The 16,021-nt window shown below is 70.1% G+C and carries 13 protein-coding genes and 3 pseudogenes; 8 read left to right on the top strand and 8 right to left on the bottom strand.

All coding sequences use genetic code 11. The features are described 5' to 3' along the window. Positions 1–70: 70 nt before the first annotated feature. The 4 genes from MDN94_RS23930 to MDN94_RS23915 all read right to left on the bottom strand — a co-directional run bounded on the left by MDN94_RS23930 (position 71) and on the right by MDN94_RS23915 (position 3,431). Positions 71–862 carry an ABC transporter permease gene (locus MDN94_RS23930; RefSeq protein WP_482727912.1) on the bottom strand — a complete coding sequence of 264 codons (792 nt, stop codon included), beginning with the start codon at positions 860–862 and terminating at the stop codon, positions 71–73. Then, positions 862–1,866 carry an ATP-binding cassette domain-containing protein gene (locus MDN94_RS23925; protein WP_482727911.1) on the bottom strand — a complete coding sequence of 335 codons (1,005 nt, stop codon included), beginning with the start codon at positions 1,864–1,866 and terminating at the stop codon, positions 862–864. Before MDN94_RS23925 ends, MDN94_RS23930 begins: the two co-directional genes overlap by 1 nt. 41 nt (positions 1,867–1,907) lie before the next feature. Next, complete coding sequence (locus MDN94_RS23920; RefSeq protein ID WP_482727910.1) at positions 1,908–2,798, bottom strand: DUF4097 family beta strand repeat-containing protein; 891 nt, start codon at positions 2,796–2,798, stop codon at positions 1,908–1,910. Between the two features lie 111 nt (positions 2,799–2,909). Further along, the gene (locus MDN94_RS23915) at positions 2,910–3,431 is read right to left on the bottom strand and encodes a toxin-antitoxin system HicB family antitoxin (RefSeq protein ID WP_482727909.1); all 522 of its coding nucleotides are present in this window, start codon (positions 3,429–3,431) and stop codon (positions 2,910–2,912) included. 341 nt (positions 3,432–3,772) lie between these two features. On the opposite strand from MDN94_RS23915, the gene MDN94_RS23910 reads away from it, so the two are divergent. Next, positions 3,773–4,162, top strand: a complete 390-nt coding sequence (locus MDN94_RS23910) for an ATP-binding protein (protein WP_482727908.1) — start codon at positions 3,773–3,775, stop codon at positions 4,160–4,162. Between the two features lie 767 nt (positions 4,163–4,929). Here MDN94_RS23910 and MDN94_RS23905 read toward each other — a convergent pair. Further along, the gene (locus MDN94_RS23905; RefSeq protein ID WP_189473838.1) at positions 4,930–5,208 is read right to left on the bottom strand and encodes a GlsB/YeaQ/YmgE family stress response membrane protein; all 279 of its coding nucleotides are present in this window, start codon (positions 5,206–5,208) and stop codon (positions 4,930–4,932) included. A gap of 764 nt (positions 5,209–5,972) precedes the next feature. On the opposite strand from MDN94_RS23905, the gene MDN94_RS23900 reads away from it, so the two are divergent. Continuing rightward, a complete protein-coding gene (locus tag MDN94_RS23900) occupies positions 5,973–6,188 on the top strand; it encodes a hypothetical protein (protein WP_482727907.1) in 216 nt (71 codons plus the stop codon). A gap of 122 nt (positions 6,189–6,310) precedes the next feature. Here MDN94_RS23900 and MDN94_RS23895 read toward each other — a convergent pair whose 3' ends face one another. Then, complete coding sequence (locus MDN94_RS23895) at positions 6,311–7,195, bottom strand: winged helix-turn-helix transcriptional regulator (protein ID WP_482727906.1); 885 nt, start codon at positions 7,193–7,195, stop codon at positions 6,311–6,313. 131 nt (positions 7,196–7,326) lie between these two features. Here MDN94_RS23895 and MDN94_RS23890 point away from each other — a divergent pair, with 131 nt between their 5' ends. The 3 genes and pseudogenes from MDN94_RS23890 to MDN94_RS23880 all read left to right on the top strand — a co-directional run. After that, positions 7,327–8,583, top strand: a complete 1,257-nt coding sequence (locus MDN94_RS23890) for an MFS transporter (protein WP_482727905.1) — start codon at positions 7,327–7,329, stop codon at positions 8,581–8,583. Between the two features lie 872 nt (positions 8,584–9,455). Next, entirely contained in the window at positions 9,456–10,079 is a 624-nt protein-coding gene (locus MDN94_RS23885) for a hypothetical protein (protein WP_482727904.1), read from the top strand. Positions 10,080–10,147: 68 nt separating this feature from the next. After that, positions 10,148–10,390, top strand: a pseudogene (locus MDN94_RS23880) (transposase); the annotation flags it as partial. A 1,136-nt stretch (positions 10,391–11,526) separates the two neighbouring features. Here the strand turns inward: MDN94_RS23880 and MDN94_RS23875 are convergent. Together MDN94_RS23875 and MDN94_RS23870 are read right to left on the bottom strand one after the other, a co-directional pair. Further along, positions 11,527–11,782 (bottom strand): annotated as a pseudogene (locus MDN94_RS23875) (LexA family protein); the annotation flags it as partial. 66 nt (positions 11,783–11,848) lie between these two features. Further along, positions 11,849–13,084: a GNAT family N-acetyltransferase gene (locus MDN94_RS23870; RefSeq protein ID WP_482727903.1), complete on the bottom strand. Its 1,236-nt coding sequence runs from the start codon at positions 13,082–13,084 to the stop codon at positions 11,849–11,851. A gap of 498 nt (positions 13,085–13,582) precedes the next feature. Between MDN94_RS23870 and MDN94_RS23865 the strand changes: the two genes are divergently transcribed. The 3 genes and pseudogenes from MDN94_RS23865 to MDN94_RS23855 all read left to right on the top strand — a co-directional run. Beyond that, entirely contained in the window at positions 13,583–13,975 is a 393-nt protein-coding gene (locus tag MDN94_RS23865; RefSeq protein ID WP_482727902.1) for a DUF2267 domain-containing protein, read from the top strand. Between the two features lie 143 nt (positions 13,976–14,118). Then, positions 14,119–14,463, top strand: coding sequence for a tetratricopeptide repeat protein (locus MDN94_RS23860; protein WP_482727901.1), 345 nt, complete (start codon positions 14,119–14,121; stop codon positions 14,461–14,463). A gap of 571 nt (positions 14,464–15,034) precedes the next feature. Continuing rightward, positions 15,035–15,994: pseudogene (locus tag MDN94_RS23855) on the top strand (peroxidase family protein); the annotation flags it as partial. Positions 15,995–16,021 lie beyond the last annotated feature (27 nt).

Raw genomic sequence — 16,021 nt, 5'->3', positions numbered from 1 at the left:
GTTCCTCCTGCGATCGTCGGGCGGTGTGCAGGTGGTGCGAGGTGGTGAAGTGGCTCGACGAGGGCAGCGGTTACCGCTTGGCGCCGACCTTGAAGGTACGGCGCGCCCACACATATCCGACGAGGGAGAGCGCCGCACACCAGGCGAGGCCGACGACCGCACTGGAGCCGATCCCGGTGCCGAGCCACAGGCCTCGCAGGGTCTCGATGATCGGGGTGAAGGGCTGGTACTCGGCGAACCAGCGCAGACCGGTGGGCATCGACTCGGTGGGCACGATGGCACTGCCGACGAACGGCAGGAACGTCAACGGCATCGGGATATTGCTGGCGGTCTCCACGTTCTTGGCGATCAGGCCGATGCCCGCGGAGATCCAGGTGAGGGCGAGCGTGAGCAGGGTGAGCAGGCCGATGGCGGCGACCCATTCGACGGGCGTCGCGCTGGGGCGGAAACCCATCAGGAGGGCGACGCCGATGACGAGCGTGATGCTGGTCATCGTCTGGATCACACTGCCCACGACATGGCCCGTCAGGAACGAGGCATGGGAGATCGGCATCGTACGGAAGCGGTTGACGATGCCCTCCGTCTTGTCGACGCACACGCTGATCGCCGTGGTCAGCGCGCCGGAGGTGGCGGCCATCAGGATGATGCCCGGCGCCAGGTAGTCGATGTAGTCGCCGTTGCCGGTGGGCAGTCCGCTGATGCCGTTGCCCAGGGCGCTGCCGAAGACGTAGTTGAACAGCAGCAGCATCACGAGGGGCATCGCGACGACGGTGACCGTCAGGGACGGGTAGCGCAGCGCCTTCTTGAGGTTGCGCCGCAGCATCGTCCTGGAGTCTCGCGCGGCGTACGACATGGTGGCCATCAGGCGTTCTCCTTGGGCGATGCCACGGTGCCGGCGGGGCGGGGCTGACCGGTGAGGGTCAGGAAGACGTCGTCGAGGTCGGGGGTGTGCACGGTGAGCGACTCGGCCTGGACGGCGATGGCCTCCAGGGTGTCGAGGACGGCCCGCAGATTGGGGATGGAGCCGTCGCTGGGGATCTGCAGGGTGAGTGAGTCCTCGTCGCGCGTCGCGATGCCGAAGATGCCCGCGGCGGTGTCCAGGCTCCGGGCGTCGGCGAACCGCACCCGGATGTGGCCGCCGGGGATGCGCTGCTTCAGCTCGTCGGCGGTGCCCTCGGCGATCAGCCGGCCGTGGTCCAGCACCGCGATGCGGTCGGCGAGTTGGTCGGCTTCTTCGAGGTACTGGGTGGTCAGGAAGATGGTCACGCCGTCGTCGGCCACGAGGTCGCGGATGATCTCCCACATGGTGCGCCTGCTGCGCGGGTCGAGTCCGGTGGTGGGCTCGTCGAGGAAGATGATCCGCGGATCGCCGATGAGGGTCATCGCCAGGTCGAGCTTGCGCCGCATGCCGCCGGAGAAGGTGGCGGTGGTCTTGTCCGCCACCTCCGACAGGTCGAAGCGGCGCAGCAGGTCCTTGGCCCGCCGCTTCCCCTCACTGCGGTCCAGGTGGTGCAGATCCGCCATGAGGAGCAGGTTCTCCTCGGCGGTCAGCAGGCTGTCGACGGCCGAGAACTGGCCGGTGACGCCGATCACGGAGCGCACCGCGTCGGCGGCCCGGGTGAGGTGGCGGCCCGCGACCCGGGCTTCGCCCGCGTCGGCGTCGATGAGCGTGGAGAGGATCTCCACCGTGGTGGTCTTGCCGGCGCCGTTGGGTCCGAGCAGGGCGAAGACGGTGCCTTCGGCGATGTTCAGGTCGATGCCGTCGAGGACGAGCTTGTCGCCGTAGGACTTGCGCAGTCCGGTGGCGGTGATCGCCGGCGCCGACGCGTTCGCGGTGATCGGCCCGGTCGTCCGGGTAGCAGTCATGCCGCATTCCTTTCTGGGACGGGAGTCGGGGGTACGCCTGGTCAGGCGCGGCAGATGATGACGTCGCCGACTCCGGCCCGGGCGTGCACCTCGACGGTTTCGTCGGAGTCCGCGGGGCCGGCGGAGGAGCCGAGCGAGTTGCGTACCGTGCCGTACTTGGTGTGCACGTCGAGCCAGGCGGCGGTGCCCTGGTGGATGCCCACTTCGATGTCGCCGACGGAGGAACGCAGGTCCACACGGCCGCGGGTGACGTCGCCGACACGGATGCGGCCGTTGGCGGACACCGCGTCGATCCTGGCGTGGGCGACGCCGATCTCGATCCTGCCGTTGGCGGACTTCGCATCGACGCTGCTGTGCGCGATGCCCACGGAGACATCGCCATTGGCCGCGCTGGTCTTCAGGCCGCCGGTCACTTCGCCGACCTCGGTCGCGCCGTTGCCGTTCTTGACGGTCGCCGTGCCGACGACGGTGCCGATCTCGATGCGGCCCGCGCCGACCACTTCGACGTCCCCCGTCGAGCGGGCCAGGCGGATGTCGCCGTGGTCGGTCCTGAGTTCGGCGCCGGCCACTTCGTCGACCTGGAGGTCGCCGAACGAGGTCTTGAGCACGGCGTCACCGAGGCGGCCTTCGCAGAAGAAACCGCCCATGGCCGTGCTGCCCCGGACATCCGATCCCGCGGGCAGTTCGACGCTCACCTCGATGGCGCCCGGTTTGCCGAACAGGGACCGCTTCTTGGCAGTCCTGACCGTCAGCCTGCCGCCCGAGAAGGTGACCTGGGTCTGCTGCACGGCCCGTACGTCGTTGTCGTCGGCGCCGTTGCGCGGCAGGACTTCCACGACCGTGTCGGTGCGCCTGCCGGCAGTGACGCGGGCGGTGCCGACCTCCAACTCGAAGGTGGCGGAGATCGGTTCGGGTGTGTCGAAAGCAGGCATGGCTGTCCCGTCCTCTTGGCTTGGGTGGGTGATCCCGCCGGTGAGGCGGGTGATGGGTCACGTCGGCGGGATCAGCTCCGCCGGTGGAGTGGGGTACGGCGGGCCGGCGGCCTAGCGGACCCAGCCGGTGAAGCTCCGGCCGCCCGACTCCTTGCCGCGGCCCGGGCTCACGCGCTCCCCGCCGTCGAGCGCGGTGGACACCGCCCGCACCAGCCAGGCGTTGACCGACAGGCCCTCCGCCGCGGCGGCGTCCTCGGCGCGGGCCTTGAGGTGGGCGGGGAGGCGGAAGTTGATCCGCGCCATGGCGCCGTCGTCGGCGTCCGCGGGCGGCGGAGCGGCTGCGGCGGGCGCGGCGACCGGCACCTGCGCCTCCCGGAACGGCTCGGGCACGGGCGGTGGCGTCACCACGAACTCGGGGTCGAGCCCACGCAGCCGCACATCGACGGAGCCGGGTGCCAGATCCCGGGTGACCTCGCCCATGGCCGCGGACAGCGCGTTGAGCAAGGTGAGACGTGCGGCGGATTCGAGGGGGGCGGTGAGCCGCTCGGCGAGGGCGCGGGCTTCGTCACCGCCCGCGTCCGCCGCGACGGCGAGTTCGTGCCGGAGGTTGTCGACGTAGGGCGTGAGGTCCATGACGCCATGATGGCACATCAATGGCGCCACGGCGAGCCAAAGTGGCTCACCTTTGGGGCGCGCGTCCTTGAGCTGCACTTTCTTCCTGGAATCGACAGTCACGGAGCCGCACGGAGCGACAGAATGGCGCGCGGTGGCACTGCGATGACACCACGGTGGCACCAATTGAACGAGGGCTCTGGAACCGACGGACCCCCGGCCCGGCGCGACTGAAGTGGCCGGAGTCTGCGCAGGCGCAAGCCTGCGGCCCTGCCGCGGGCGCATTCGGGCATCGGGGATGACCGACACATCTCGGGGCATGCGATTCAAGGTCCAAGAACTCCGACGGAGGGTTTGTGATCATGCAGCCACCCGAGGCGGACAGCGAGTCCCTGACGGCCCGCCCGCAGACCGCTGAACGGGCAAGGGATGCGACGCGGGGTTTTGTGGCCGCGATGGCACCGGCAAGCAGGCCCGAGGTGGATGCGGTGCTGCTGGTGGTGTCCGAACTGGTCACCAACGCGCTGCGGCATGCCGGCGGCGTGACCCGGTTCCGCCTGGTGGCGGGCCCCGGAACGGTGACGGTGTCGGTGGACGACCCCAGCCGTGTCGCTCCACGTCCGCTACCCCGGGACGCGGGGCGGCCCGGCGGGTTCGGCTGGCACCTGGTGCACACTCTGGCCGCTGAGGTGCGGGTCCGCATCCGACCGGGCGGCAAGACGGTGTCCGCGGTCCTCCCGCTGGCCCACTGACCGCCACCACGCCAGGTCTTGCGCTGCGCACCGGTACGGCCCCCCTCGATCGTGGCCGTCTTCATGCTGCACCCGACGGGCACCGCCTACGGCAAGGCCTATACCGACATGGGCAGGCTGACCGGCTCTCTGAATGTTCCCGGTGGCGTCGCGCCGTCCGGTGAGTGGTACGGAACGTGGAGTTCACACGTCAACGTCCGGAGCCGACCTGTCCTCGGGGTCAATGTTCTGACCCGACTTCCCGCAGGCGTCGAGGTGCTGGTGGGCTGCCAGAAGGGCCAGACCGTTTCGGTGCCGCCGTACACCAATGAATGGTGGGCGTACCTGCCCCAGTACGGCGGATACGTCTCCAACATCTACATCAGCCACCCGGACGACCACTGCCAGACGTTCCCCTGTGCCGGAGCAGGTAGTGAACTTCGGCAGTCCACCACGCCGCCGGGCGACAGGCACCGGCCGTCCCGGTCGCGCGACAGGCGCGCCGTGCGGTCCGGCCATGGGCGGAGCAGTGTTGTCGAGTTCGTGCAGGCAATCGCAGGCGGCCCCGTCCAATGTGCTGGACGGGGCCGCCTCGCTTCACCTCCGTCACGCTGCCGATCGGTGGATGACCCATGTGCGCCCGGCGTCGATCGCCCGGGCCCGGCAGGCCTGCAGCTCCGCTGAGCCCTGCCCTGCCCGGCTGGCCCAGTAGTTGGTCAGGGCGGTCGCGAAGTCGCGGCGATTGACCGGTTGCGGATCCGGTGAACCGGAGGTCAAGTTCGCTCTCGTCAGACGTGCCGGTGGGAGCGCCTGCTTCCGGTGAAGAGCCGGTAGAGGGCGAGCAGGATCAGGGAGCCGACGATCGCCGCGATCCACGTGGAGAGGTCGAAGAAGCCGTCGATCGAGTCGACGCCGAAGATGACCTTGCCCAGCCAGCCTCCGAGAAGGCCGCCGACGATGCCGATGAGCATGGTGATGATGATGCCGCCGGGGTCCTTGCCAGGCATCAGAAGCTTCGCGATCATTCCGGCGAGCAAGCCGATGAGTATCCAGGCGATGATGCCCATGATGATCCTCTCCCGGGATGTACGGCTGAGTTCATTTATCTACTGCGCTGTGCAAGCGGATCCAAACCTTCCGGTCAGGCCACTGAGTGGCGCAGTCACCGAGAGGGTCGGCTGGCACATGATCCGCCGCCTCACCAGGCACCTGGCCTTCACACGCAGCCCCGGCATGGTCGAAACCATCCGCATCCGACTCCCGGCCGCGAGCGGGAGAGCTGTCAGCACCGAGACGGTGTCTCTCGGTTCCGCAGGAGTGCAGCGGGAGAGCCGTCAGCACCATGCCGCACCGCGCGGCCTAGCGTTCGGCGGCGGGTGCGCGCAGGCGGACCATGAGGCCGCCTGCCGGCCCGGCCGCCTCCTCGGTGCTGCGTTCGCGTTCGAGTTTGCGGCGCGCGTGCTCGCACAGGGGGCAATAGCTGGCCCTGCTCCGGCTGGTAGCCGCACCGATCGGTCACGCGGCAGTCACGGGCGCAATGCGGAGCGACGGAAGACCGACAGAGCTCCGGTGAAAGCACCGCAGACAAGCCAGAGCCCCCGCGGCGGGACGTGCCGGCCACTACGGGGGCTCTCGCTCGACAATCCCAAAGAGGCGCTTGGAGTTGACGCAGCCACCGTCCCACTGTCCCTCGCACCGCCGACCCGCCGACACGGCGCAAGTCACCTGGACGGACCGCTACAAAGGGGGGCTTCTGCCAGGGGAACGGTGACAGCGGTGCACAGGTACGAACAGCGCCGCTGACGCCGTGGCCCGCCCGTACGATGATCATGTGACCACTCGCCGCAACCTCGGCCCAGGCCCCGAGACTCCCGCGCACCTCCGTGCCGCCCAGGCCGACCTTCTCGACGCACTGCCCGGCGTCCACCTGCCAGATCTGGACGAGCTACGAGCCCGCGGAACCCTCGGAGTGCGCCCCACCGCATCGCTGACTCCGCGACGAAGCCTCGGAACGGGCCGCCCCGAAGACGCGGAGCCCGACCGGTAACCGGATGTCACCCACACTCCAGCGCCAGCACGAGCGGCTCGGGGGCGGCCGGCGGGTGGGAATGACTGTCGCCCTGACGGACGCGGCGGGCATGTCCAGGGCCGTCGCCGCGCCCGCGCCCTTCAGCTCCCCGCCGCCACCCGCCGTACCACCGCCAGCGCCTCGCACACTGCCCCCGGGATGTCCGTCACCGGGAAGCGCGCCTGGCGTACCACGCGTTCGCGGTCCACCACCAGCACCGCCCGCTTCAGCCGCAGTGCCTGCCCGGCGCGGAACACCGGCAGCCGCAAAGCGGCGGCGAGGCGCAGGTCGACGTCCGAGAGCAGGGTGAAGGGGATGCCCTCCTCGACCGCGAACACCCGCTGCTCCTCCAGGCGTTGAGTACTCACGCCGCGCACCTCGGCGCCCGCCGCGCGGAAGTCGTCGTACGCGTCCCGGAACAGCCGGTTTTCCAGCGTGCAGCCGATGGCGCCCGGGATGTCGGCCCAGCCGTCCGGCAACGGGCCCGGGCGACCGGTCGCCGGGTAGCAGAACAGGACGGTGGCCGCAGCCTCGGCCACCGGGTCCAGCTGCTCACCGTCCCGGTGTCCCGGCAGTTCGAGGCGCGGCAGCGACTCGCCCACCAGGCCCGCCACCCGCACCGCCTCCGCACTCTCCTCGTCAGCCGTGCCGCTCAGCGAGCCGTCGCCGAGCAGCCAGCGGTCCGCCCAGTCCTGCATCGAGAGCAGCACGGGCAGCAGCCCCCGCCCGCTCTCCGTCAGCCGGTACTCGTACCGCACCGGGCCACTCTGATACGGAACCTTCTCCAAGACCTCCGCATCCACCAGGTGCGCAAGGCGCTCGGTCAGCACCTTCCGGGAGATCCTCAACTCCGCCTGAAGCGCGTCGAACCGGTGGCGCCCGCGCGCGGTCTCCCGAACCAGGAGCAGGCTCCACCAGTCGCCGACCACCGCCGCCGCCTGCGCGATCGCACAGGCGGCGTCCCGCTCGGGTACCGACCTGCCCATGGCTCTCCTGTCTTGACGAATACAACGTCCGGCCTCGAAACCATCTTGCGCCATGTGGACAGTTCCGTATAGGAACTGAGTCGCAAACAAAGTAAGTTCCCATAAGAGACTCACTGAAGGATGGGCGTCGCATGAGCGAGACACCGACGGTCCCGGAGCGCGATCGCCGCAGCACCCACCAGGGGACCTCGCCTCCGGCCGTCTTCTGGCGCTACTGGGCCGCTGCCACCGTCAGCAACGCGGGCACCGCCGTCACCGCCCTCGCTCTACCCTTGGTCGCCCTCACAGTCCTCGACGCCACCGCGCTCCAGGCCGCCCTGCTCGCCGCCGCCGGACAGATCTCCTGGCTGCTGCTCAGCCTCCCGGCAGGAGTGATCGCCCAGCGCGTCGCGCTCCGCCGCCTCCAGGTCACCCTCGATCTCGTACGGTTCGCCGCCGTCGGATCCCTCCCGCTCGCCTGGTGGCTTGACCGGCTCACCTATCCGCACCTGCTACTCGCCGCTCTGGTCACCGGCGCCGCGACCGTACTCTTCGACATCGGCAACTCGACCTTTCTGCCCGCCATCGTCCCGGACCGGCAGCTCGCCGCCCGCAACAGCCTGATGTCCGGCACGCACGCCGTCACCGAAACCGGAGGGCCCTCCGGGGGCGGCCTCCTCGTGCACGCCGCGGGCCCGGTCGGCGCGCTCCTCGTGGACGCGGGCAGCTACCTGCTCTCAGCCCTGCTGCTGCGTACGCTCCCCGAGCGCCGTCCCGCCGCCCGCACCGACGACGGCACCCTCCGGCTGATCCGCGAGGGCTGGACGTACGTGACGCGGCACCCAGTGATGCTGCCCTGCATGCTCTGGGCCACCGCCACCAACTTCGTCTGCGCCGCCCTGGTCGCCCTCACACCCCTCTACCTGGTCCGTGAGGCCGGACTGACGCCCGTACAGCTCGGCGTGGTGCTCGCCATGGACGGAATCGGCGCGCTCGCCGGATCCGCCGTGGCGGTCCGACTGACCCGGCGGTTCGGCACCGCCCGGGGGCTCGTCGGGACCGCGCTGGCCGGTGGCGCTGCCGCCCTCTTGGCCCCGCTGACCACGTCCGCAGCCGACGCGTACTGGTTCGCCTTGGGTAACGCCGGCTTCGCCTTCGGCGTCGTCATCGGGTCGATCGCCACCCGCACCCACCGCCAGACCGAGTCCCCGCCTGAGCTCCTCGCCCGTGTCATGGCCACCGTCCGCTTCGTCTCCTGGGGCGCCCAGCCGCTCGGCGCCCTCACCGCCGGCCTGCTCGCCACGTACGTGGGGACGCACACGGCCTTGTGGGCGGTGTGCACGGCCGCTCTCCTGCCGCCGCTGTATCTGCTCGCGGTCCCGGTGGGCCGCCGCCGGGACCTCGCCTGACACAGACGCCCCAGGCTCGGAAAACAGGGTCCCCACCTCACAGGCATCACAGACGGATAGGGCGTTTCACCCCACGGCTGCGACGGGCCTCACAGGTGATCGCGGAGTCCGAGAAGTCGCTCACCGTGAGTGCTGTCCTGTACCTTGCCTCGGTCGGCGACGGTGGCAGCAGCGCCAGTGCGGGTGCGCATCGCGCTCGCCCTTGTCGACGGCTGAGCTTGGTGCCGATCCACTGGCCGATGCAGCGGCGGTACTGGTCGGACGCGGCGGGAGCCACTCGGCCGGGTCCTGGTCGGCCTGCGGCGTATTCACGCGGTGCCTTCCGATCGCGGCGACCAGACCGGAGAAGTCATGGATGGACGGCTGCTTGGGCAGCAACTCCGCTCCATCGGGCGGTCCTCGAACACCACTCCGGCCCGGCGTATGCGCCGCAGATTGCTCCCCGGTTGGTCGCTGCCGTGTCAGCGGCCGATCGCTCTGTTCAGCACCGGCGCGCTGATCCCGGCTTGCCCGCGCCTGGTCGCCGGTGAGTCGACAGATCGTTCGTCAGCCGCTCGCGCAGAGCCCTGGAACGTCTGGCCGGGTTTCTGCCCTGCATGAACGCAGCAGGGGCAAGCGCCTCTCCCGCGACGCCGAAACACTCTCATCGGACGAGGCCTCCCGCCTCGACTGAGTACCGCCGGAGACCGTCCGCAGACGGCTGCCAAGGACCCGACATGCGGCAGGCGGTGCTGGATGGACCCACGGGTCTCAGGAGATCATCGACACAGTATGCGGGTCGCGTCCAGGAAGCTGGTGGTCTTACGAGCGCCGACGGGGGTACGAGGGCCGAGGCAGACGACGAAGAGCCCCGGCAGGCCGCCGTGTCCTTCGTGACCACCGAGCACTTCACCTTGCAGGGGGCGCGGGCGGCGACGATCACCGAAGCAACCAGCCGCGCTACGATCTTCCTCGGCGCGATGTCCGCCGGGATGGTCGCCCTGGGGCTGATCGCCACGGCAACCCGCGTCGGCACCGTGTTCTACACCTTCGGGCTGATCCTGCTGTCCACACTGTCCTTCATCGGCTTCGTCACATTCGACCGGGTGCTCCAGTGCGGGATCGAGGACCTGCGATACGCCCAACGGATCGAGCGGCTGCGTGCCTACTACTTCGAGGCCGCCCCCGAGCTGACCGCCTACCTGGCCACCGCCCCGCCCCGGCGACGGCTCGTCCTGCAAGGCCTGCACGGCGGGTACGGGCAGGTCTTCCGGACGGTCGCCGGGATGATCGGCGTGGTCACCGCGGTCCTGACCGGCTCGGCTGCGGGCCTGCTCGCCGCGCTCGCCTCGGGCCACTCGGCAGTCGCCGGATTCGCCACGGGCGGGGCGGTGGGCATGACAGTGCTGGCCGCGCTGATGTGGTTTCAGTACCGGGCCTGGGGGGTGGCCGGGCAGCAGCAGCCCTTCGGCCACGAGGAAGGAGAACCACAGGAGGGGAACAAAAGGCTCTTCTAGTAGTGCTTCGTTACGTCGGGTGATCTCGCGTGGTGTTGGGCATCTTCTTGGCATGAGGCTGGGGGGAAGTGGAACGACTCCGGGGTGAGTTATCGGAGTTCGTTGCCGATGTGTTCGCCTCGGTGCCGCGGCGGGATCAGCGGCGGTGGGGCGAGTGTTATCTGCGGGGCCTGATGCTGGATGGCCGGCGCAAGTCGGTCCAGCCGATGGCCGAGCGTCTGCCGGACGGGAACATGCAGGCCCTGCAGCAGTTCGTGAATCAGTCGCCGTGGGATCCGCTGCCGGTCGGACAGCGGGTCGCCGAGCGGCTGTCCGACTGGCTGTGCGGCGACCACCCCATCGCCCACCCGCCAGGTGCTGCACCAGTTCGCCAACGGCATCGATGCCCGTGCCCGGCGGATGCACCGCGCGTTCCTCGCCAGCGTCCGGATCTCGGAGAGGGCGTCGACATCGTCGGCGAACGGGGCGTGGAGGCCGTCTGCATCGTCGGCCCGCGGGTCGATGGTGCAGATCGTGCAGAACATCGGCCGCGGCCTGCGCCCCGACCCCGACGGCAGCACGAAGGTCTGCCGCATCATCGTGCCGATCTTCCTCGCCCCTGGCGAGACCCCCCCGACATGGTCGCCAGCGCGAGCTACCAGCCCCTCGTCGACGTTCTCCAAGGCCTGCCCTCGCACCACGAATCGATCGTCGAACGACTGGCCTCCACCTCGCTGACCCGGGAACGGCGCTGGGAGAAGAAGCGCCACGTCAACCCCGAAGGCTCCTCCGATGAAGAAGCGGCGGAGCCGACGGAAACGAGCGTGATGATGAACTTCGCCTCCCCCGCGCCCCGTCCACGATCGCGGCCTTCGTCCGCGCCCGCGTCATCCGCCCCGACTCCACCATCTGGTTCGAGGGCTGGCAGGCCCTGCGCCGCTGGCGCGCCGAGAACGAGATCACCTGCCGCTACTCCGTCCCCTACGACACCACCGTCCCCCACGCCCGCACCGCCGCCCCGGCGACACAGGAGAAGGCGAAGGCACCGGGCAGGAGCGGGAGTTTCCGCTTGGGCGGTGGGTCCACGAGCAGCGGCGCGCCTATCGGCAGGGGCACCCTCGACGAGCACCGGCGCGAGCGCCTGGACGAGCAGGGCATGGTCTGGGAGCCGGGCGACGAAGCCTGGGAAAGCAAAGATTGCGCTGTTCCGCTCCTACCACCGCGCCCACGGCCACCTCGCCCCCAAACCCGAGGCACTGTGGCAGGGCGAGAACGCCACGAGCAGCCCATCGGCCAGCACCTGGTCAACCTCCGCCGCCCCACGGACTCGGCAAGAACCCGGAACGGGCCGAACAGCGGGCCGCGCAGCTCAAGGAGATCGACCCGGACTGGACGCGCCTGGCCGCTGGACCGGCAGCGGCACTGGGCCATCCTGCGCGACCTCGCCGCCGACGAACCGGGCGGGGTGGAAGGCGCGCGGCGTGTGCGGGTAGCGGTAGAGCACGCCCTTGCGTTGCAGGGCCATCAGCTGGTGCGCCACGGACGAGGTGTCTTTTGAGCTTGACCGCCTGGCCGATCTCGCGCATCGACGGCGGACAGCCCTTCCGGGCGACTTCCCGCTCGATGAAGGCGACGATGGCCGCCCGGCGGTCGGTGAGTCCATCGGGGCCGGTGCTCACGCAGGGCGGGCGACCTATCCGACCTGCGGTTTCGGCGGCATGCATGTGGCCGTCCGCCCTCCCCCAGGGGGAGTCGCCGGTGGGCGACGTGCTTGGTCCGGCGTGTGCGGGTCAGAACCAGTGCAGGCAGTGCGGCGGGCGCTCGGCGCGGAACAGGGCGTCGGCGAGGGCGGCCGCGCCGGGGCGGTGGGCCCGGATGTGTCCGGCACGCACGAGCGTGCTCGGGGCGGTGCCGCCGAGGTAGACGGAGCCCAGGTCGCTCACGTCCAGGGACAGGTCGGGCTCCCGGTCCGTCGGGACGCAGTCGGCCCTGCCGTCCCGGACGGCCAGCAGGTAGCGGCCGCGCTCGCCGAGGAACGGGTCGTCGACGTCGAGGACGAGCTCGCCGTCCGTGAACCAGCCCCGCGCGGTCAGCGCACGCGGTACGTCCAGCAGCCGCACCCAGAGCCAGTCCGTGTCGCCGCTCACCTCACCGGCGCGGAAGTCGGCGAGCTGCCAGCGCAGAGGGTGCTGGGGTGGGAAGTGCTTGAACACGACCTGAGTGACCAGGTCGTGTCCGAGGACGAACCGGGCCAGGGCCGTGAAGGCGGCGTCGTCGGTTGTAATGGTCTCGTCGACCGTCAAGGCGCCGGACTCGCCGAGCGAGTAGCTGGCGTACCCGTCCAGCACGCCGTCGGCGTCACGGTGGACGGCGACGTAGCGCGGCGCCGGAGAAAGCGGGGGCTGCCCCGCGCCCAGGGCCCACCAGCGGTGTGGCCGGGACAGCGCGCCGGGCTGCGCACGGCGGTAGCGGTCGTAGAGCTCCTCCAGGACGTCGCCGCACTCGGCCCGCCGCAGCACCTCCACCGATCCGGTGTCCGGGCCGCTCGTGGGGGCCTGGGTCAGGCCGCGCGCCCGAGGGAGGGCGAAGACGGCCTGGTGGCGCGGCACCGTCAGCCGCTGCGTGTGGGTCGCCGGGCCGTAGCCGAACCTGCCGTAGATCGGGGCCTCGGAGGCCAGCAGTACGGAGAGGAACTCCCCTCGAGCCCGCAGATCGGTGAGCTGGTGCCGCATCATCGCCCTGAGCACGCCCTGGCGCCGGTGCGAGGGCACGACGCCGACGGCGCTCACCCCGGCGGCCGGGGCCAGGATCTCGCCGGGCAGGGTGAGCTCGAAGGAGTACGCGCCGGCGGTGCCGACGGGCCGCCCGTCCGCCGTCATGGCGAACAGATTGCGGTCCATTTCGAGCGCCGCCCACCAGACCCCGCCGCCGTCATCGGCCGGGGTTTCCGGGAAGCGTCCGAATGCGGCATGGAGTGTGTCGACGAAGACGTCGAGGTCCTGGTCGGTCGTGGGACGTATCTCCATCGCTGCCGCTGCCTTCCGTGTGATGCCGGCACCACGGCTCGTGGCCCCGCCACAGTGCAGCGTTGCCGCTTCGCCAGGGCAAGCGAATTACGGCCGCGCCCGAGGCCGGTCGCAGCGCAGCCCGTTCCCGGCCCGCGGATTTCGGCTCCGGTAGGCACATGCCTCCCGCCGACACGGGCCAGGAAGAGACCTGGCCGAGCGGGGTGTGACACCCGCTTGACGGGCGTAGCCGGCAATTCCTCGCGCCGGATTTCGCCCGCCCGCTTCGACGGCGGCCGTTTGGCCGCACGCGTGCGGTGTCACCCGTCCTGTGCGACTGCACGGATGCGCTGTCACCCGTCGTGTGCGACGGGTACAGGCACAGCCGCACGGCTCGAGGATCAGGGTGCGGGGGCCGACACGCCGGACGCCGGCCCCCTGTACGGGGATGAAGCCCTGGCTCTGACAAGGGAAGAACGGGATCGGTCCGTGCGCCGCTGTCGAACCGAGGAGAGATCGATGAGGCATGACGAATTCCTGGCTCGGGTGCGGGAGCGCGGTGAGTACGCGGATCAGGCGGAAGCCGCCGAGATCACCACTGCGGTCCTGGAGATCCTGGCGCACCGCATCACGCCCGGGGAGGCGAAGGACCTGTCGGCGCAGCTGCCCGCCGCGCTGAAGGAGGCTCTCAGGGTCGACGGGGAGCAGCGGGCCGAGTCGTACGGCGTCGAGGAGTTCTGCCGACGGGTGGCAGAACGCACCGGGGCCCGGCCCCGGACCGCCCAGTGGGACGCCAGCGCCGTACTCAGCACCCTGGCCGACGCCGTCTCCCCCGGCGAGCTCAACCAGATCATCAGCCAACTCCCCTCCGGCTACGCCGTCCTCTTCGGCAAACCCGACCTGAGCGACTGACGGCGTCCGCTGCGCCTGGGGCGCCGGCCCCGCCCGGATGGCAGGTGCGGCGACGCGTGCACACGGGCGGAATGCCGGGCAGCACGACCGTGTTCGCAGGGGTGTCCGGCCAACGACCGGCCGGCGAGGCGAAAGGTACGCGGGTGAGCGAGAGCTACTTCGAGTTCGGGACGCCCGCCGAGCGGTGGGAGCGGGCACAGATGTTCTTCGACGCCAAGGAGTACGTGACGGCGGCGCGCATCCTCAGGGGCCTGGTCGACGAGGTGCCCGAGCAGGTCGGGCCGCGGCTGCTGCTGGCCCGCGCGTACTACCACTCCGCCCGGCTGGCAAAGGCCGAGAGCGAGCTGCTGGCTGTGCTGGAACGCGACCCGGTCGAGCACTACGCGCACCTGATGCTGGGCCGCACCCTCGAGCGGCAGGGACGGGCGGACGAGGCTGCGCCGCATCTGCGGATGGCGGCGGCGATGTCCGGCGAAACCGTGCTCTGACGACGAAATTGATCCGGCCCCGGCGCAGTCACTGCGCCGGGGCCGGATCGCGTTCGGCGACGACCGGCGGCGCTGCTCATGCGGCGCCGCGCCAGAGCTTCGCGACGGTGGTCATCAGGAATTCTGTTGCGCGGCTTCACCCTTCCATTGCATGCCGGGCCGGCAATACACGTGTCCGCTCCCGTCGCCCGGCAGGGTGATTGTGGCGATAAGAAGTCTTCCTTCTGCCGCATCCCCGGAGGTCTGGAATGTCGAGAGGAAATGAGGCAATACCCGAACGGCTTTCGACTTAGGCTGATGTTATGCGCGGGTGCCCTGCGTGTTCTCTTAGCGGTGCGGCCCGCGGTGCGCGACCATACGGACGCCGACACAGACTCGATCATCGGCGTCGTGCATGACGACGGGTCCTCGCCGGCCGCCGAGGCGCGTTCCGTGCGGGTGCGGTCAGGTGTTTCCGGCCGGCGGGCTGCATGGCGCGCCAGAGCGCGGGTCGCGATTCTCGACACCGGCAATGCAAAGACGTCAAGAGCGATGAGCCAGCAGAAGGACCGATACAGGAAGAAGGACGGACGTGTCCGGCAGCGAAAGCGAGAACCCGGTAATCCCCTCCCCGACCCCCACGCCGACTCGTCCCAGGACGAACCGGGACTGGTGGCCGAATCAGCTGGATCTTCAGGTTCTCCACCAGCACTCGCCTCTGTCCAATCCGATGGGCGAGGACTTCGACTACGCAGCAGAGTTCGCGACCCTCGACGTCGACGCGCTGAAGCAGGACGTCTTCGAGGTGATGACGACGTCACAGGACTGGTGGCCCGCCGACTACGGCCACTACGGGCCGCTCTTCATCCGGATGAGCTGGCACGCCGCGGGAACGTACCGCATCGCCGACGGCCGGGGCGGTGGCGGCAGCGGAGCCCAGCGCTTCGCCCCCCTCAACAGCTGGCCGGACAACGCGAGCCTCGACAAGGCGCGCCGTTTGCTCTGGCCTGTCAAGCAGAAGTACGGCCGGAAGATCTCCTGGGCCGACCTTCTCGTGTTCGCCGGCAACTGTGCCATGGAATCGATGGGCTTCAAGACGTTCGGGTTCGGATTCGGGCGGCAGGACATCTGGGAACCCGAGGAGATCTTCTGGGGACCCGAGGACACCTGGCTCGGAGACGAGCGCTACAGCGGCGACAGGGAACTCACGGGTCCTTTCGGCGCCGTGCAGATGGGCCTGATCTACGTCAATCCGGAAGGGCCCAACGGCAACCCGGATCCGCTCGCCGCCGCCAGGGACATTCGCGAGACCTTCAGCCGTATGGCGATGAACGACGAGGAGACCGCCGCGCTCATCATCGGCGGCCACACGTTCGGCAAATGCCATGGCGCGGTCGATCCCTCTTACATCGGTCCGGAGCCCGAGGCCGCGCCCGTCGAGCAGCAAGGCATCGGCTGGCGGAACACCTCCGGCAGCGGCAAGGGCGCGGACACGCTCACCAGCGGGCTCGAGGGCGCATGGACCACGGAGCCGACGAAATGGGACAACGGTTAGGGCTTGCAGATCATCAAGGTGTTG

The sequence above is a fragment of the Streptomyces sp. WAC00040 genome (genome assembly GCF_056835925.1).
This window is presented reverse-complemented; position numbering and strand designations above follow the sequence as displayed.

Excerpts from the sequence above, each read along its gene's own strand:
- MDN94_RS23920 (WP_482727910.1), bottom strand. The coding sequence starts at position 2,798 with ATGCCTGCTTTCGACACACCCGAACCGATCTCCGCCACCTTCGAGTTG.
- MDN94_RS23930 (WP_482727912.1), bottom strand. The coding sequence starts at position 862 with ATGGCCACCATGTCGTACGCCGCGCGAGACTCCAGGACGATGCTGCGG.
- MDN94_RS23890 (WP_482727905.1), top strand. The coding sequence starts at position 7,327 with ATGAGCGAGACACCGACGGTCCCGGAGCGCGATCGCCGCAGCACCCAC.
- MDN94_RS23925 (WP_482727911.1), bottom strand. The coding sequence starts at position 1,866 with ATGACTGCTACCCGGACGACCGGGCCGATCACCGCGAACGCGTCGGCG.
- MDN94_RS23910 (WP_482727908.1), top strand. The coding sequence starts at position 3,773 with ATGCAGCCACCCGAGGCGGACAGCGAGTCCCTGACGGCCCGCCCGCAG.
- MDN94_RS23870 (WP_482727903.1), bottom strand. The coding sequence starts at position 13,084 with ATGGAGATACGTCCCACGACCGACCAGGACCTCGACGTCTTCGTCGAC.
- MDN94_RS23865 (WP_482727902.1), top strand. The coding sequence starts at position 13,583 with ATGAGGCATGACGAATTCCTGGCTCGGGTGCGGGAGCGCGGTGAGTAC.
- MDN94_RS23895 (WP_482727906.1), bottom strand. The coding sequence starts at position 7,195 with ATGGGCAGGTCGGTACCCGAGCGGGACGCCGCCTGTGCGATCGCGCAG.
- MDN94_RS23915 (WP_482727909.1), bottom strand. The coding sequence starts at position 3,431 with ATGGACCTCACGCCCTACGTCGACAACCTCCGGCACGAACTCGCCGTC.
- MDN94_RS23905 (WP_189473838.1), bottom strand. The coding sequence starts at position 5,208 with ATGGGCATCATCGCCTGGATACTCATCGGCTTGCTCGCCGGAATGATC.